The sequence below is a fragment of the Bauldia litoralis genome (assembly GCF_900104485.1).
Taxonomy (GTDB): domain Bacteria; phylum Pseudomonadota; class Alphaproteobacteria; order Rhizobiales; family Kaistiaceae; genus Bauldia; species Bauldia litoralis.
Map to the genome: position 1 here is coordinate 128334 of NZ_FMXQ01000012.1, position 14778 is coordinate 143111.

Genomic DNA, 14778 nt, shown 5'->3' on the forward strand with positions numbered 1-14778 from the left:
TCCTCCTAGTGTTCTTGCCCTTAACGGGCCGTCTTCTGTCCGCCGGCGGCGGTGATGACGCCGACGATGATCAGTCCGGTCAGGAGCAGGCGAATACCGGCGCCAAGCCCGTAGGTGTTGAGCATGGCCTCGACCAGGAACAGGAACAAGGCCGCGCCCCACAGGCCAGGCACATTGGCAAAGCCGCCGGCGACCGAGGTGCCGCCGATCACCACGACGGCGATCGAATTGAGCAGGTAGGTCTGGCCCATGTTCAACGCCGCGCCGCCCGAAAAGGCCGAGAAGAAGAAGCCGTTGAGGGCGGCGAAGACGGCGCAGAGAATGTAGGTCAGGAAGCGGACGCGATTGACATTGATGCCGGCGAGGCTGGCAGCCCGCATGTTCTGTCCGATCGCCGTCACCGATCGCCCGTAGACGGTGCGGTGCAAGGCGATGTGGATCGCCACCGACAGGACGATGATGAAGATCGCCAGCACCGGCACGCCCCAGACGGTGGAGGTGGCGAAATCGGCGAGCAGCGGCGGCGGCTTAATGCGCAGGCCGCGATTGTACCAGATCGCCGCCGACTGGAAGAGGAAGCTCGACGACAGGGTGGCGATGATCGGCGGGATTCTCAGCAACCGGATCAGGCCGTAATTGACCAGCCCGACGCCGAGACCGACGCCGAGCGCCACCAGCAGCCCGAAGATGATCATCGAATCCTGCGTCGCCATGACCTTCGTGGCGACCGTGCCGGCAAGCGTCATGGTGGCGGGGATCGACAGGTCGACGTTGCCCGGTCCAAGCGTGATCACCATCATCTGGCCAAGCGCGACGATCACCGAGAAAGTGGCGAAGGAAAAGGCGGCGGTCAGCACGCCGCCGGCGCCCTGGCCCTGGGTAAAGGTGATGGTGGCGATCCAGACGCCGATCGCCGCGACGAAAGCCCAGATCCAGGGCTTCTCGAAAATCTGCCTGATCGACGACATCAGCGGCGCGCCTCGGCCCGGTTGATGAGAACGCGCAACGCCAGGATGATGATCAGGATCGCTCCCTGGGCGCCGATCTGGAAATCCGGATTGAGCTTGAGGAAGGTGAGAAAGGAATTGGCGAGCGTCAGCGTCGCAGCGCCGATCACCGCGCCGATCGGCGACACCCGGCCGCCGACGAACTCGCTGCCGCCGAGGATCGCCCCGGCAATCGACAGAAGCGTGTAGCGGACGGCGATATTGGCGTCTCCGGCCGTCGTCAGGCCGAGCAGCGCCAGCCCGGCCAGCATGCCGAAGAACCCGGCCAGGGCAAAGCTGACCATCTTGATCTTGAGCAGCGACCAGCCGGCGCGGGCGACCGAACGCGGATTGCCACCGGCGCCGCGGATCACCGCCCCATAGGCCGTCCGCATCAGGCCGAAATGAACGACGATGGCGATGATCACCAGCGCGACGATGGCGAAGGGAACCACCGGCGTCGACAGGGTCATCACGGCCCGGACGAAAGCCGGCGCGCTGCCGCCGGGCGTCGGCAGGACGAGGACGGCGAGGCCGGCCCAGACAAAGGACATGCCGAGGGTGACGACGATCGACGGCAGGTCGCGGATGTAGATCAGCGCGCCCAGCAGCGCATAGACGCCGATGCCGGCGGCGAGGACGATAACGCCGGAGATCGGCGTGGTCAGGATCCACGGCACCGGATCAGGCAGCATGCCCTCCAGCGCCGGCAGGGCGGCGATGCCACCGTCGAGCATGGTGGCGCCGACGGCGACGACGAAGCCGACATAGGCGCCGATCGACAGGTCGAGGTCATTGACGCAGAGGACGAACATCTGGGCGATGGTCGCCAGCGCGATCGGCACCGAGAGATTGAACAGAAGCTTGAGGCCGATCGGGCTCATCGCCCGTGGCTGCAGGTAGAAGATCGCCAGCAGGATCACCACCAGCGAAAACGCCGGCAGGATCGAGCGCAGGACCCGGGGCGAGGTAAGCCTGGCGAACAGGCTTTCGCCGGTATCGGCGGTCGGTGCGTGGCTCATGACTTGGCCTCCTCGAAGGAGGAATGCAGCACCTTTTCCTCGGTCAGTTCGCTGCGCGGCAGATCCGCGACGATGCGGCCGTCCCGGAAGACATAGACGTGGTCGCAGTGGTCGAGTTCATCCATCTCGGTCGTGTACCAGATGAAGGTGCGGCCGCCCTTCGCTTCCTCGCGGATCATGCCATAGACCTCCTGCTTGGTGCCGACATCGACGCCGCGCATCGGGTCGTCCATCAGCACGGTCTCGGCGTCGGAGGCGAGCGCCCGGGCAAACAGCGCCTTCTGCTGGTTGCCGCCGGAAAGCGACAGGATGTTGTTGTGGACATCGGGCGTGCGGATGCCGATGCGCTCGCGCCATTCCTCGGCAAGCGCATCCTCCTTCTTGCGATCGATCAGGAAGCCGGTCCGCAGCGCGCGCAGCGAGCGGATGCCGGTGTTGCGGGCGATCGACCACAGCGGAAAGATGCCGTCGTTCTGACGGTCGCCGGCGACCAGCGCCAGCGGTCCGGTTACCGTGACGTCGCCCTGCCCGGTCTCGCCCTCGCCCATGATGGCAAGCAGCATCGCCTTCTGGCCGTGGCCGTCGAGACCGGCGAGGCCGACAATCTCGCCGGGATGGGCGACGAGGTCGCGACCGTCGGTCTGGGCCTTCGGTTTCGCCCGAACCCGCGGTGCGCCGCTCTCGCGTTTCGAGGCGAAGGCGGCACGCCCGGCGGCGTCGTCCTTGGCGACGCTGCCCATCGCCGCGACGAGGGAATCGCGGGTGAAGCCGCTGCCGGCGCGTTCGGCGACGACCTTGCCGTCACGCATGACGATGATGCGATCGGCGGTGTCGATGATCTCGCCAAGCAGGTGTGAAATCAGGATGCAGGAGCCGCCGGCGGCGACGAAGTCGCGAACGAAGGCGAGCAGCTGCGCGGCGACATGGGCATCGAGCGACGACGTCGGCTCGTCGAGGATGACCAGCGCCGCGGCGGTGTCGGTCACCGAGAAGGCGCGGGCGATCTCGACCATCTGGCGGCGGGCGATCGACAGGTCGCCGACATTGTCCCCGGCGGCGATGCCATGGCCCGGAAAGATCCGGTCGAGCTGATCAATGATCAGGGCGCCGGCCCGACGGCGCCATCCGAAGCCGGACAGCGCGGAATGCATGATGCGGGCGTTTTCGGCCACGGTCAGGTTGGGGCAGAGCGACAGCTCCTGGAAGACGCAGCGGATGCCGGCGGTGGTCGCCGTCGCAACCGAATAGCCCCGGGTGACATCGACGCCGCGCAACGAGATGACCCCGGCGCCCGGCGCGGTGGTTCCCGACAGGACATTCATCAGCGTCGACTTGCCGGCACCATTGTGGCCGACAAGGCCGACGCATTCCCCGGCGTTGACGGCGAGGTCAACGCCATCAAGCGCACGGACGGCGCCGAAGTGCTTTTCGACGCCGTCCAGCCTTACAATGTTCTCAGGTGTCCCCGACATAACCCGAAAATCTGCAGCCCAGGCGGGCGATCAATCGAACGCCGCCCGGGCCGTCAGATCACATCTTGGCTTCGTCGACGACCTTCTTCGCATCGTCGAGCGAATATTCGGTGTTGGCAACGCCACCCGGCTCGGTGTTGGCCAGGTTCTCCTCGAGGTTGTCCTGGTCGATGCGCAGGAACGGCACCGTCAGGTCCTTCGGCACATCGGCGCCGTCAAGGATCTGCTGGGCGACCCAGAAGGCGAGCGTCGAGACGCCGGGCGCGATCGAAACCGACATGGTCTCGTAGCCATTGGCGTCCTTCTGTTCCTTCCACCACTTCAGCTCGTCCTCACGGTTGCCCATGATGATCAGCGGGGTGTCGCGACCGGCGGCCTTGAAGGCCTGCGCCGCGCCGTAGCCGTCACCGCCCTGGGTGACAACCGCGACGATATCCTCGGGCAGCGACGGCAGGATGCCGGCAACCGCCTTCTGGGCAACGTCCTGCGCCCAGTCGCCGTGCACCGAACCGACGATCTCGAACTGGGCGTTTTCGGCGACGCCCTCGTGAATGCCGCTGGAAATCTCGTCATCGACGAAGACGCCGGCGAGACCGCGGATTTCGAGGAGCTTGCCGCCATCGGGCATCTTCTCGGCGAGATAGAGGACCTCGTCCTTGCCCATCTGCTTGAAGTCGACCGCGACGCGCCAGGCGCAGGGCTCGGTGACAATGCCGTCGAAGGACACGACGATGATGCCGGCGTCGCAGGCTTCCTTGACGGCGCCGTTCAGACCCTCGGGCGAGGCGGCGTTGAGCACGATCGCGTCATAGCCTTCCAGGATCATGTTCTGGATCTGGGCGGCCTGTTCCGTGACCTGGTTCTCGGCGGTGGTGAAGGCATCGGCGGCGGCGACGACGCCATCGGCGACGGCCTGACCGGTCACCTTCTCCCACGAACGCAGCATGGCCTGACGCCAGGAATTGCCGGCGTAGTTGTTCGACAGGGCGATCTTCTTGTCAGAGGTGTCGGCGAAGGCCGAGCCGGCGGCGACACTTGCGCCCAGCGCAGCGAGGGCGACTATTCCGGTAACGCGTTTCATGTGACATTTCCTCCCATTGTGATGATCGTCCGGTGCGTCGCTTTGGGGAAACCTTCCCTCGACTTCTGTTCCGGCCGATACTGTCGACCCCGCCGGTTGGCGGCATCGCAGATAGCTAATGCTAATATTTCGCCCGAGCGGATCGCGCAAGGCGACAACGGCTGATTGATCGTACAAAACCCGGGGTCAACCGGGCAGGGAGGAAGACGATGAGGGCGATAGTCTGCACCGAGCCCGGGACGCTGGAGCGGATCGACATTGATCCGCCGGAGCCGAAGGCGGGCATGGTGTCGGTCGACATCAAGGCGATCGGCATCTGCGGCACGGACTTCCACATCTACAAGGGCCTGCACCCGTTTCTCGCCTATCCGCGGATCATGGGCCACGAGCTTTCCGGCGTGGTTGTCGAGGGGGCAAGAAGCGATTCTCTCCCTCCGGGAACGCCGGTGGTGATCAATCCCTACCTCTCCTGCGGGACCTGCGTTGCCTGCCGGAAGGGCAAGCCCAATTGCTGTGCAACGCTGCAGGTTCTCGGCGTCCATATCGATGGCGGGATGTGCGAGCGGGTCCAGGTGCCGGAGGAAAACCTCTATCCTGCCGGGGATTTAGGGCTCAGGGACGCGGCGATGATCGAGTTCCTGGCGATTGGCGCGCATGCGGTCCGGCGCTCGGAAATCGCGCCGGGAAGCCGCGTGCTGGTGGTCGGCGCCGGGCCGATCGGCATCGGCACCGCGCTGTTTGCGACACTGGCGGGCGGCCCGGACGGGCATGTGGCGGTCATGGACGTGTCGTCGCGACGGCTTGCGACGGTCGCGGACACCCTCGGATTCAGCGAGACGATCCTGGCCGGTGACTCAGCGCTCGACGAAGTCGACCGGCTGACCGGCGGCGAGCGCTACGACCTTGTCTTCGACGCCACCGGCAACGCCAAGGCGATGGAGCGCTCCTTCGACTTCGTCGCCAGCGGCGGGACGCTGGTCATGGTCGGCGTGCTCAAGGCATCGATCACCTTCGACGACCCGGAATTCCATCGCAAGGAGATGACCATCCGCGCCAGCCGCAACGCGACGAAGGAGGATTTCGAGACGGTGATGAACGCGGTCGCGGCCGGCAAGATCCCGATGGATGCGATCAACACCCATCGCGACACGCTCGACGCACTGCCGGAGGCGATGCCGGGGTGGCTCGCCTCCGACGCCCCGCCGATCAAGGCCATCGTGACGGTGTGAGCATCATGAAAACCCCGATCATCCAGTTCGGCACCAGCCGGTTCCTGCAGGCGCATGCCGACCTTTTCATTTCCGATGCGATGCGGGCCGGGCAGGACCTCGGTCCGGTGGCCGTGGTGCAGACCAGCGGCTCGGCGGCGCGAGCCGGACGGCTCGCCGCCTTCGACGGACGGCCGCTGCCGATCCTCGTGCGCGGGATGGAGAATGGCGAGACGGTCGAGCGGACCGAATACACCACCTGCCTGGTGCGCGGGCTGTCGGCGGCCGACAGCTGGGACGAGGTCGAGCGGGTCTTCGTCGAGGCCGACCACGCGCTCTCGAACACCGGCGACAGCGGCTTCCAGATGCCCGAGGACGAGACGATCGACGACGGCGTGCCGGTCTCGTTTCCGGCCAAGCTGACCAAGCTGCTCGCTGCACGCTGGCGGGCCGGCGGCAAACCGCTCACCCTGTTTCCGACCGAACTGGTGACCAATAACGGCGTGGTACTGGCCGGGCTCTGCGACGGCATCGCGCGGCGCTCCGGCCTGCCCGACGCCTTCATCGCGTGGATGGCGACCGACTGCGTATGGGCCAACAGCCTGGTCGACCGCATCGTCTCCGGCGCGCTGGAACCGGCCGGCGCAGTGGCCGAGCCCTATGCGCTGTGGGCGATCGAGAAACAGGAACGGCTGGTCATCCCGCTGACCCACCCGGCGGTCCGGCCGGTCGACGACCTGATGGTGACGGCACGACTGAAGCTGCTCCTCCTCAACCTGCCGCATTCCTGCCTCGCCGAGCGCTGGCTGGCCGATGCGCGACCGGGCGACGAGACGGTGCGCGAGATGATCGCCGACCCGGCCGTCCGGGCCTGGCTCGACGCGATCATCGACACCGAGATCCTGCCGGTCTTTGCCGCCGGCGGCATCACGGAGGCGCCGGCCTATCGCGCGACCGTGCTGGAGCGCTTCCAGAACCCCTTCCTCGACCACCGCCTCTCCGACATCGCGATGAACCACGCCGCCAAGAAGGCAACGCGGATCGGCGCCCTCACCGCCTTCGCGGCGGAAGCAGCGCCCGGCCACGAGATGCCAACGCTGACCGCGATCCGGGATTCGGGGCTGAAGGGTCTCAGCTAGTAGTCGAGCTTCGGGTACCAGTCGGGGTCGCGGCCGTCGGGCGTTCCGTCGAGGACATTCCACAGCGGCGCGAGGTCCGGCGCGCCGCGCGGGTCCTGACCCGGGTCGGCGGAATCCTGCGTCATTTCCTCGCTCCAGAAATGGCGGATCGTGCCGTCGCGACGGGTGAAAAAGTTGAAGGACGGGATTTCCGAGCCGTCCGGCAGGATGCCGAAGTAATCACGCGAGTAGTTGCCGTTGAGATCGCTGAGAAGGCGCAGATGCTTCCATCCGCGCTCCTTCTTCCACGCAACGAGTCGCTCGATCGGCGAGCGGGCGACGACGGCCAGCGAGATCCACTGGGCGAGGTCGGCGGCGTTGGCATCCAGCGGGCCGAGCAGGTTCGTGCACATCGGACAAGGGCGCTCGCGCTCCGGCCCGAACATGTAGCTGTAGAGAGCAAGCGTCCGGTGGTCGCCGAAAAGGCCGGCGAAATCGACCGGGCCGTCCTCGCCCTGGAACCGATAATCGCCAATCACCGGCCCGCCGGGCGGCAAGGCGCGGCGCTGCTCCGCAACGCGAGCAAGATGGCGGCGCAGTTCGATCTCCTCGGCCAACAGCGCAGTGCGCGCGGCGCGGTATTCGGCGCTCTCGTTCGGAAAGCGGACGGGGCTACGGGCGGCGAGTTCGGCAGCGGGGACAAGGGTCTCGGACATTCAGGTTCCTCCTCTGGACGTTTCTGACGCGGACGGTCCTCGTGACCAAGTCGTTTGACGAGGGTGCAAATCGACAGGGCCGCAGCGTTTCTTCGCAGGAGGATGGCGTCGCTGCCGCGAGCGCCGCGCGCCCCCTCCACCATGCTTGCGCATGGTCCCCCTCCCCCGTGAACGGGGGAGGATCGGCCGGGTCATTGGCGGCTCGAATGCGCGGTGCCCCGCACGGTGTCCGGCGGCCCTAGTTCACCGGAGCCGGGTCCGTCTCGCCGGGCGCTTCGATCTCGCCGCGACGCTGCAGGACGAGGACGACGGCCCAGCAGCCGATGGCCCAGGCGGAGCCGAGCGCCCAGCCGGCGAGCACGTCCGTCGGCCAGTGGACGCCGAGATAGACGCGGCTGACGCCGACGAGCAGGCAGACGAACACCGCCGCGGCGAGCACGAAGACCCGGGCATGCCAATCCGTCTGGACGCGGGCGACCATGACCGCCAGCGTCAGGTAGACCACCGCCGACATCATCGAGTGGCCGCTCGGGAAGCTGGTTGTGTAGACGAAGGCCTCGTGCGGCACGAGTTCGGGGCGGGGACGGCTGAAGCCGAGCTTGAGCAGCGAACTCGCCAGCATGCCTCCGGCGACGGCGACGGTCATGGCGAGCGCTGCCCGCCGCTTGCGAATGAGGAGGAGATAGACCGCGGTTCCGATGATGATCAGGGTCAGGACGCCGACGCCGCCCAGCGCGGTGAAGTCGCGCATCATCTCCTCGAGCCATTTCGGCCCGAGCGGATCCGCGAGGTCGGCGGGGTTGCGCAGGGCGAGAAGGATCGCGGAATCGATCGTGCTCGTCTCGCCTTCGATGACCTCGTCGGCCAAAGCGACGAACGCCCAGATGCACGCGGCGGGAAGGAGCAGGGTGACGAGGATGGGCCACTCCGCGGCCACCAAGTTCCGGAGGCGGGTTCCTGACGATCGGAGAGCTTTCACGGGTCAAAGGCCGTCAATGAAGAAGGAACCCCACGCTATAACGCCTGCCTGACGGTCGAGGCCAGCTTGGCTTCCAGGGTTTCGATGGCGCCGCCGGAGACCTTGGGGATGTCGCGGAAGGCGGCGTTGACGAAGCAGAAGAGGGCGTAGCCGAGGAGGCCGAGGCAGATGGCCGCGACGAGAACCTGGCCGTAAGGCTGTCCGGTCAGCCAGGCGAAGGCATCGCCGGTGCCGCCCGCCGCATTGGGGTCGGCGCGCCATGCGGCGTAGACGAAGAGCATGCCGACAATCACGACGACGAGGCCCTTGGCGACCAGCCCGGCCTTCAGCAGCCAGTCCCAGTGCTCTGTAAAATGATTGGCCTGGAGGCGGTGGCGGTATTTTTCGCGCCATGCGCGGTAGGCATAGTAGATGCCGACGCCGACAATCACGAAGCCGCCGAGCGCGACCAGCCACCGCCCGCCGGGCCATTGCATGATCGCCGACAGCCAAGCGGCGAGGGACGAACCGCCGCCCTCCCCGCCATCGGTGAAAAGCAGGGTGAAGGCCAGCGCCGCAAGACCGAGGTGAATGAAGCCGGAGACGATCAGGGCGGCGCGGGCGACCAGGCCCTTGCCGTCCGTACCGCGGTCCTCGAGATCGAAGACGGCGTTGACGCCACGCCAGACGGCGAAGGCGACCATGCCGAGGAAGATCAGGAAAAGGACAACGCTGCCCCAGGCGGTGCTTTCGAGTTGGCTGAGCGCCGAGGACGTGCCGCTCGCCTGGCCGCCATACCAGATGGCGTAGAGGGAGAAGCCGGCGACGCACAGATAGACGAGGCCGCGGCCGGCATAACCGGCCCGCATCACCGGGATCGCCCAGGAAAAATCGTCTCGCGCCATGCGGTGCTCCAAGGAGGTATTCTGGGACAACCCCTGGATTGGTGGATTTGTTCCGGATGACGTGACGCGGAGCGGCGGCGTGCCCCCTCCACCATCCTGCACATGGTCCCCTCGCCTGTGAACGGCGGCGGATACGCCAGGTCACGGGCTGTGCGTCGCGCGGAAAGAGGCCCGACGATCGCGCGACTCCTCTGGATTGGTGGATTTGTTTCGGGGCGCGCCGCATACTCGCCCGATGGACATAGCCGCCCGACATCGCGGGCGGCGTTCCCCTGGAGGGGTTGCCGGTGTTCCTCGTCTTCCTGGCGCTTGGCGTCCTGACCCTGATCGTTGCGGGAATGACCCTCGCGCCGTTGTTGCCGATCGCGCATGGCGCGGTGCGGGCCTGCGAATTTCCGCGCCTGCAGATCATGGCGATCGCGGCACTGCTGGCGGTGGTCAGCCTCTTCCTGCTGCCCGACCCGCTGGCGATCGGGCTACTGGTCGTCCAGGGCGCGGTGCTGCTGGCGCAGGGGTATGTCTGCCTGCGCTATACCCGGCTGTGGCGGGTGCAGTCGCTGCCCTTCGACGGGGACGGGGCGGCGGTCTTCCGGATGGTCGCCGCCAACGTCAAGATGTCGAACCGGCGCTACGACGCGCTGATCGACCTGCTCGCCGAGCAGGACCCGGACATGGTGATCCTGGTCGAGGTCGACGCGGCATGGCTCACGGCGCTGGCGCCGATCCGGGAACGCTATCCCTTCGTCGTCGAGCAGCCGCAGGACAACGCCTATGGCATGGCGCTGTTCTCGCGCCTGCCGCTGACCGACGCCACGGTGCGCTTCCGCCTGATGGAGGAGGTGCCGTCGATCCGGGCCAGCGTCGAGACGCCGGACGGGCAGCGCTTCGCGCTCTACGTCATCCACCCCGAGCCGCCGGTGCCCCATGCCGATACGCTCGGCCGCGACGGCGAACTGATCCTGACTGCGGAGGATACCAAAGAGGACGACCTGCCGGCGGTGGTCGCCGGCGACCTCAACGACGTCGCGTGGTCGCGATCGACACGGCGCTTCCAGCGGCTGAGCGGGCTGCTCGACCCGCGCGTCGGCCGCGGCTTCTTCAACAGCTTCGACGCACGCTACCGGTTCATGCGCTGGCCGCTCGACCACCTCTTTCACGACGCCCGCTTCCGGGTCGCGGACCTGGCCCGGCTGCCGGCGATCGGCTCGGACCATTTCCCGATGCTCTTCGCCCTGGCGCTGCTGGCCGAGGAGGCGAGCGGCGAGACGCCGGAGGCGGCCGATGCCGACGACACGGAGGAAGCGGCGGAGGTGGTCGCCGAGGCGAAGACGCTCGACCGCAAGCCGATCGGCAGCGACTGGGAGAAGTGATCGCGCCGGCTCCGGCTAGCTGGCTAAGCCCCCGCGATCAGCGCGTTGACGTCGGCGGCCTTTTCCATGTGGACGATATGACCGGCGCCGGGAATGACGGTGACGGTGACATTCGCCGGCAGGCCCTCGGCATGGGCAACCGACAGGATGCGGTCCTCCGCGCCCCACACGACATGGACCGGGGCGGCGATATCGGCGAGGCGGTCGCGCAGCGAATGACGCTGGGCGTCGCCGTCGAAATTGGCCGCGGCGACGGCCTGAAGGGCTGCCAGCGCACCGTCGAGGCGCTTGAACTTCAGTACGTCCTCGACCATTTCGGCGGTGACCATCTGCGGGTCGGCGACCAGCATCTCGAGCCAGGGACGGAGCTTGCGGGCGCGGCTCTCGGCGATGAAGCCGGCGATGAAGTCGCCGGCGATCTCAGGCCCGAACCCGGCCGGGGCGACCAGCGTCAACCCGTCGACGCGGGACGGCGCATCGAGGGCGATGGTGGCGGCGATCGCGGCGCCGAGCGAGTGACCGACGAGATGGGCGGATTCGATCCCCTCGGCGTCCATGTAGTCGATGACGGCAGTCGCGAGACCGGCGGGCGAACCGTCGTCCAGCGCCTTTTCCGAGCCGCCATGGCCGGGCAGGTCGATGGCATGGACCGGGCGATCCTCGGCGAGCGCTGCCTGGTTGAGCATCCAGGTCGACAGGTCGGCGCCGAAGCCGTGGATGAAAACGATCGGCTTGCCCGTGTCGGGGCCGGCCTTGAGGCGGCGGATGCGACGGCCGCCGGCCTCGACGGTCTCGGCCGACGGGCCACTGGCGGCGCCGGCCTCCTCCGGGACGAAGCCCTCGAGGAAGGTGCGGACGAAATCGTCAACGGCTTCCTCGGAAACCTCCGGTGCGGCGACGACGCCGAGCAGCGCGCCGACCGGCACGGTGTCGCCGTCGGCGACGACGCGGCGGCGCAGGACGCCGGTGACCGGGCTCTCGAAGACATTGGCGATCTTGCTGGTCTCGATGTCCATGATCTCCTGGCCGAGCTCGATCGGCGTACCGATATCGACGGCCCAGCGGGCGAGCATGCCCTCCTCCATGGCAAGGCCCCATTTCGGCATGGTGATCGGCTGGATTTCGGCCATGTGATTTTCCTCCGGGCTTGATGCTTTGTCGCCGTCGTCCTCCGGCTCCCACCAATTGGGGATGCGCGTCGGGCGACGGCTTTCGACGGTCATTCGGCGGCGACCTTGCGGTCGTGGTCGAGCACGGCGGCGACCGCCGCCTCGATCTTGTCGACGCCCGGGATGTAGATGTCCTCCAGCGCCGGCGAGAAGGGCACCGGCGCGTGCGGCGCGGTGACCAGCTTGATCGGCGCCTTCAGCGAATCGAAGGCATGCTCGGCGACGAGACCGGCGATGTCGCCGGCCATGCCGCAGCGCGGATGCGCCTCGTCGACAACCACGAGGCGGCCGGTCTCGGCGACCGTCTCGAGGATCGTCTCGGTATCGAGAGGCGAGGTGGTGCGCGGGTCGACGACCGTGCAGGAGATGCCGCGGCGGGCGAGATTGTCGGCCGCCTCGTTGGCGAAATTCACCATGCGGCCGAAGGCGACGATGGTGACGTCGTCACCCTCGCGGGTGACATTGGCCTCGCCGAAGGGGATGGCATAGGGCTCGTCCGGCACCTCCATCTCGTCGTCATACATCGCCTTGTGCTCGAAGAAGACGACCGGGTCGTCGTCGCGGATCGCCTGGATCAGGAGGCCCTTGGCCTCGTAGGCGTTCGACGGCAGCACGACCTTGAGTCCGGGGATATGGGTGAAGACCGGATAGAGGCATTGCGAGTGCTGCGAGGCGGCGCGGAAGCCGGCGCCATACATCGTGCGGATGGTCAGCGGGGTCACCGCCTTGCCGCCGAACATGTAGCGGAACTTGGCGGTCTGGTTGAGGATCTGATCGAAGCAGACGCCCATGAAATCGACGAACATCAACTCGACGATCGGGCGCAGGCCGGTGAGTGCGGCACCCGCCGCCGCGCCGACGAAGGAGATCTCGGCAAGGTGGGTATCGAGGACGCGGTCGGGACCGAATTGCGGTCGCAGGCCCTTGGTGACGCCCATCGGGCCGCCCCATGCATCCTGGTCGCCGGCAGCGCCGGTGCCGCCTGCAACATCCTCGCCCATCAGGATGACGCGCTCGTCGCGCTCCATCTCCTGACGCATCGCTTCGTTGATCGCCTGGCGATAGCTTTTCTTCGACATCGGTCCGCCCCCCTAATACGCCACGTAAATATCGGTCATCAGATCGGCCTCGCCCGGCATCGGCGCGGCCTTGGCGGCTACCATGCAGGCGCGGATCTCGGCTTCGATCTCGCGATCGGCCGCATCGAGTTCGCTGGCGTCGATCAGCGAAGCCTCGACGATGCGCTGGCGGAAGAGTTCGATCGGGTCGGCGTTGCGCGCCGCCTCGACTTCCTCGGGCAGGCGGTAGGTGCCGGCGTCGCCCTCGAAATGACCGTAGAAGCGGTTGAGCTTGACGTGGAGCAGCGACGGCCCGCCGCCGGATCGCGCCCGCTCGATCGCCTCGCCGGCGGCCTCGTAGACGGCGAAGAAATCGCCGCCATCGACCTCGCGCGACGGGAGGCCGAAGCCCTCGCCGCGGCCTTTCTGGGTGCCGCCGACCGACCAGGCGGAGGCGGTCGCCTCGGCATAACCGTTGTCCTCGGCGACGAAGACCACCGGCAGGTTCCAGATCTTCGCCAGATTATAGCTTTCCAGCACGGCGCCCTGGTTGGAGGCACCGTCACCGTAGAAGCAGATGGCAACGCCGCCGGTCTTGAGGAGCTTGGCGGTCAGGGCCGCGCCGCAGACCAGCGGCGCCCCGGCGCCGACAATGCCGTTGGCGCCGAGCATGCCCTTGGACAGGTCGGCGATATGCATCGAGCCGCCCTTGCCGCCGCACAGGCCTTCCTTGCGGCCGAAGATCTCGTGCATCATCGGCCCGACCTCGACGCCCTTGGCGATGCAATGACCGTGGCCGCGATGGGTGGAGGCAATGGCGTCGCGCTCGTCGAGATGCATGCAGACACCGACGCCCGAGGCTTCCTCGCCGGCATAGAGATGGACGAAGCCGGGGATGGTGCCGGCGGCGAACTCGGTATGAACCGCGTCCTCGAATTCGCGGATCGTCCGCATTCTCCGATAAGCCGCGCCAAGCTCATCGCGCGACAACTGCATGCCACTCGCCATCGTCATTTCCTCCCATCGCAACGTTTCGACGTCTTGTTGTTGGGGAGGATGATATGCTCTTGCGGGTGGCTGGCAAGTGCGGCGGTGCGGGCGCCCGCCATGATGGGACAAGCACCCGGGCGCGACGTCAGCCGCGCATGCCGAAGAAGCCGCGGATCATGCCGGCGAGATCGCGGCCGGCAAGGAGGCCGCCCAGGCCCCCGGCGCCATAGGCATGGTCGAGTTCCGCCTGGCGCGCCGTGAGCATTTCGGCGAATCGATCGACCAGCGCCGGCGAACCGGCGAGGATCGGCTCGAGCGCCGCGCTGGTGACCTCGACGGCGGTGACATCGCTGGTAGCGATGACGTTGGCGCTTCGCCGCGCGCCGGTCATCAGCGACATCTCACCAACGATGGTGCCGGGACCGCCGGAAGCGATGTGCTTTCCGGTTCGGCGATCGCCTGTATCGATATCGACCGCACCGTCGGCAATGATGAACAGCGAGGTGCCGGCATCGTCCTCCCTGATCAGGAACGAGCCCTGCGGAAAGGTTCGGACCGCCGCCCGTTTCGCGAGGGCGTCGAGTTCGGCCGGACCGAGCAGATCGGCGAAAAAGGGATTGGCGGCGAGGATATCGCGTGGCTGCATGAGGGCCTCCCTGGCGCCGCGACTTTCTACCCGGCCGCCGCCGCGGTCAAGAAACCGTGCCGCGGTTCGCAGATTGTCA

At 67.2% G+C, this 14778-nt stretch carries 14 protein-coding genes; 3 read left to right on the forward strand and 11 right to left on the reverse strand.

Annotated elements, in window-relative coordinates:
• Nucleotides 1-20: 20 nt before the first annotated feature.
• Genes BLT60_RS22430 through BLT60_RS22445 form a run of 4 tightly spaced genes read right to left on the reverse strand, consistent with a single transcriptional unit; the run spans nt 21 to nt 4561 of the window.
• A complete protein-coding gene (locus BLT60_RS22430) occupies nt 21-968 on the reverse strand; it encodes an ABC transporter permease (RefSeq protein ID WP_090880644.1) in 948 nt (315 codons plus the stop codon).
• Entirely contained in the window at nt 968-2008 is a 1041-nt protein-coding gene (locus tag BLT60_RS22435; protein WP_090880647.1) for an ABC transporter permease, read from the reverse strand. The genes BLT60_RS22430 and BLT60_RS22435 overlap by 1 nt, the downstream gene beginning before the upstream one ends.
• Nucleotides 2005-3480 carry a sugar ABC transporter ATP-binding protein gene (locus BLT60_RS22440; RefSeq protein ID WP_090880649.1) on the reverse strand — a complete coding sequence of 492 codons (1476 nt, stop codon included), beginning with the start codon at nt 3478-3480 and terminating at the stop codon, nt 2005-2007. Before BLT60_RS22440 ends, BLT60_RS22435 begins: the two co-directional genes overlap by 4 nt.
• A 58-nt stretch (nt 3481-3538) precedes the next feature.
• Complete coding sequence (locus tag BLT60_RS22445) at nt 3539-4561, reverse strand: ABC transporter substrate-binding protein (RefSeq protein ID WP_090880652.1); 1023 nt, start codon at nt 4559-4561, stop codon at nt 3539-3541.
• A 209-nt stretch (nt 4562-4770) separates the two neighbouring features.
• On the opposite strand from BLT60_RS22445, the gene BLT60_RS22450 reads away from it, so the two are divergent.
• Nucleotides 4771-5790: a zinc-binding alcohol dehydrogenase family protein gene (locus BLT60_RS22450; RefSeq protein WP_090880655.1), complete on the forward strand. Its 1020-nt coding sequence runs from the start codon at nt 4771-4773 to the stop codon at nt 5788-5790.
• 5 nt (nt 5791-5795) lie between these two features.
• Complete coding sequence (locus BLT60_RS22455) at nt 5796-6908, forward strand: mannitol dehydrogenase family protein (RefSeq protein ID WP_090880739.1); 1113 nt, start codon at nt 5796-5798, stop codon at nt 6906-6908.
• On the opposite strand, the gene BLT60_RS22460 is transcribed toward BLT60_RS22455, so the two are convergent.
• The 3 genes from BLT60_RS22460 to BLT60_RS22470 all read right to left on the reverse strand — a co-directional run bounded on the left by BLT60_RS22460 (nt 6905) and on the right by BLT60_RS22470 (nt 9466).
• The gene (locus BLT60_RS22460) at nt 6905-7603 is read right to left on the reverse strand and encodes a DUF899 family protein (RefSeq protein WP_090880658.1); all 699 of its coding nucleotides are present in this window, start codon (nt 7601-7603) and stop codon (nt 6905-6907) included. The genes BLT60_RS22455 and BLT60_RS22460 overlap by 4 nt on opposite strands.
• A 238-nt stretch (nt 7604-7841) precedes the next feature.
• Nucleotides 7842-8540: a phosphatase PAP2 family protein gene (locus BLT60_RS22465; RefSeq protein WP_244521393.1), complete on the reverse strand. Its 699-nt coding sequence runs from the start codon at nt 8538-8540 to the stop codon at nt 7842-7844.
• 77 nt (nt 8541-8617) lie between these two features.
• Nucleotides 8618-9466 (reverse strand): DUF1206 domain-containing protein, encoded by an 849-nt coding sequence (locus BLT60_RS22470; protein ID WP_090880664.1) that lies wholly within the window; start codon nt 9464-9466, stop codon nt 8618-8620.
• A 287-nt stretch (nt 9467-9753) separates the two neighbouring features.
• Here BLT60_RS22470 and BLT60_RS22475 point away from each other — a divergent pair, with 287 nt between their 5' ends.
• Nucleotides 9754-10836: an endonuclease/exonuclease/phosphatase family protein gene (locus BLT60_RS22475; RefSeq protein ID WP_210185665.1), complete on the forward strand. Its 1083-nt coding sequence runs from the start codon at nt 9754-9756 to the stop codon at nt 10834-10836.
• A 23-nt stretch (nt 10837-10859) separates the two neighbouring features.
• On the opposite strand, the gene BLT60_RS22480 is transcribed toward BLT60_RS22475, so the two are convergent.
• The 4 genes from BLT60_RS22480 to BLT60_RS22495 all read right to left on the reverse strand — a co-directional run bounded on the left by BLT60_RS22480 (nt 10860) and on the right by BLT60_RS22495 (nt 14699).
• The gene (locus BLT60_RS22480) at nt 10860-11966 is read right to left on the reverse strand and encodes an acetoin dehydrogenase dihydrolipoyllysine-residue acetyltransferase subunit (RefSeq protein ID WP_090880745.1); all 1107 of its coding nucleotides are present in this window, start codon (nt 11964-11966) and stop codon (nt 10860-10862) included.
• An 89-nt stretch (nt 11967-12055) separates the two neighbouring features.
• On the reverse strand, nt 12056-13084 hold the full coding sequence (locus BLT60_RS22485; RefSeq protein ID WP_090880667.1) for an alpha-ketoacid dehydrogenase subunit beta: 1029 nt from the start codon (nt 13082-13084) through the stop codon (nt 12056-12058).
• Nucleotides 13085-13096: 12 nt separating this feature from the next.
• Entirely contained in the window at nt 13097-14071 is a 975-nt protein-coding gene (locus tag BLT60_RS22490) for a thiamine pyrophosphate-dependent dehydrogenase E1 component subunit alpha (RefSeq protein ID WP_175478590.1), read from the reverse strand.
• A gap of 127 nt (nt 14072-14198) precedes the next feature.
• Entirely contained in the window at nt 14199-14699 is a 501-nt protein-coding gene (locus BLT60_RS22495) for a Crp/Fnr family transcriptional regulator (protein ID WP_175478591.1), read from the reverse strand.
• Between the last annotated feature and the right edge of the window lie 79 nt (nt 14700-14778).

What these genes read in the sequence shown, in the direction of transcription:
- BLT60_RS22455 (WP_090880739.1), top strand. Translation starts at nt 5,796, where the DNA reads ATGAAAACCCCGATCATCCAGTTCGGCACCAGCCGGTTCCTGCAGGCG.
- BLT60_RS22495 (WP_175478591.1), bottom strand. Translation starts at nt 14,699, where the DNA reads ATGCAGCCACGCGATATCCTCGCCGCCAATCCCTTTTTCGCCGATCTG.
- BLT60_RS22450 (WP_090880655.1), top strand. Translation starts at nt 4,771, where the DNA reads ATGAGGGCGATAGTCTGCACCGAGCCCGGGACGCTGGAGCGGATCGAC.
- BLT60_RS22445 (WP_090880652.1), bottom strand. Translation starts at nt 4,561, where the DNA reads ATGAAACGCGTTACCGGAATAGTCGCCCTCGCTGCGCTGGGCGCAAGT.
- BLT60_RS22470 (WP_090880664.1), bottom strand. Translation starts at nt 9,466, where the DNA reads ATGGCGCGAGACGATTTTTCCTGGGCGATCCCGGTGATGCGGGCCGGT.
- BLT60_RS22480 (WP_090880745.1), bottom strand. Translation starts at nt 11,966, where the DNA reads ATGGCCGAAATCCAGCCGATCACCATGCCGAAATGGGGCCTTGCCATG.
- BLT60_RS22440 (WP_090880649.1), bottom strand. Translation starts at nt 3,480, where the DNA reads ATGTCGGGGACACCTGAGAACATTGTAAGGCTGGACGGCGTCGAAAAG.
- BLT60_RS22430 (WP_090880644.1), bottom strand. Translation starts at nt 968, where the DNA reads ATGTCGTCGATCAGGCAGATTTTCGAGAAGCCCTGGATCTGGGCTTTC.
- BLT60_RS22435 (WP_090880647.1), bottom strand. Translation starts at nt 2,008, where the DNA reads ATGAGCCACGCACCGACCGCCGATACCGGCGAAAGCCTGTTCGCCAGG.
- BLT60_RS22485 (WP_090880667.1), bottom strand. Translation starts at nt 13,084, where the DNA reads ATGTCGAAGAAAAGCTATCGCCAGGCGATCAACGAAGCGATGCGTCAG.
- BLT60_RS22490 (WP_175478590.1), bottom strand. Translation starts at nt 14,071, where the DNA reads ATGGCGAGTGGCATGCAGTTGTCGCGCGATGAGCTTGGCGCGGCTTAT.
- BLT60_RS22460 (WP_090880658.1), bottom strand. Translation starts at nt 7,603, where the DNA reads ATGTCCGAGACCCTTGTCCCCGCTGCCGAACTCGCCGCCCGTAGCCCC.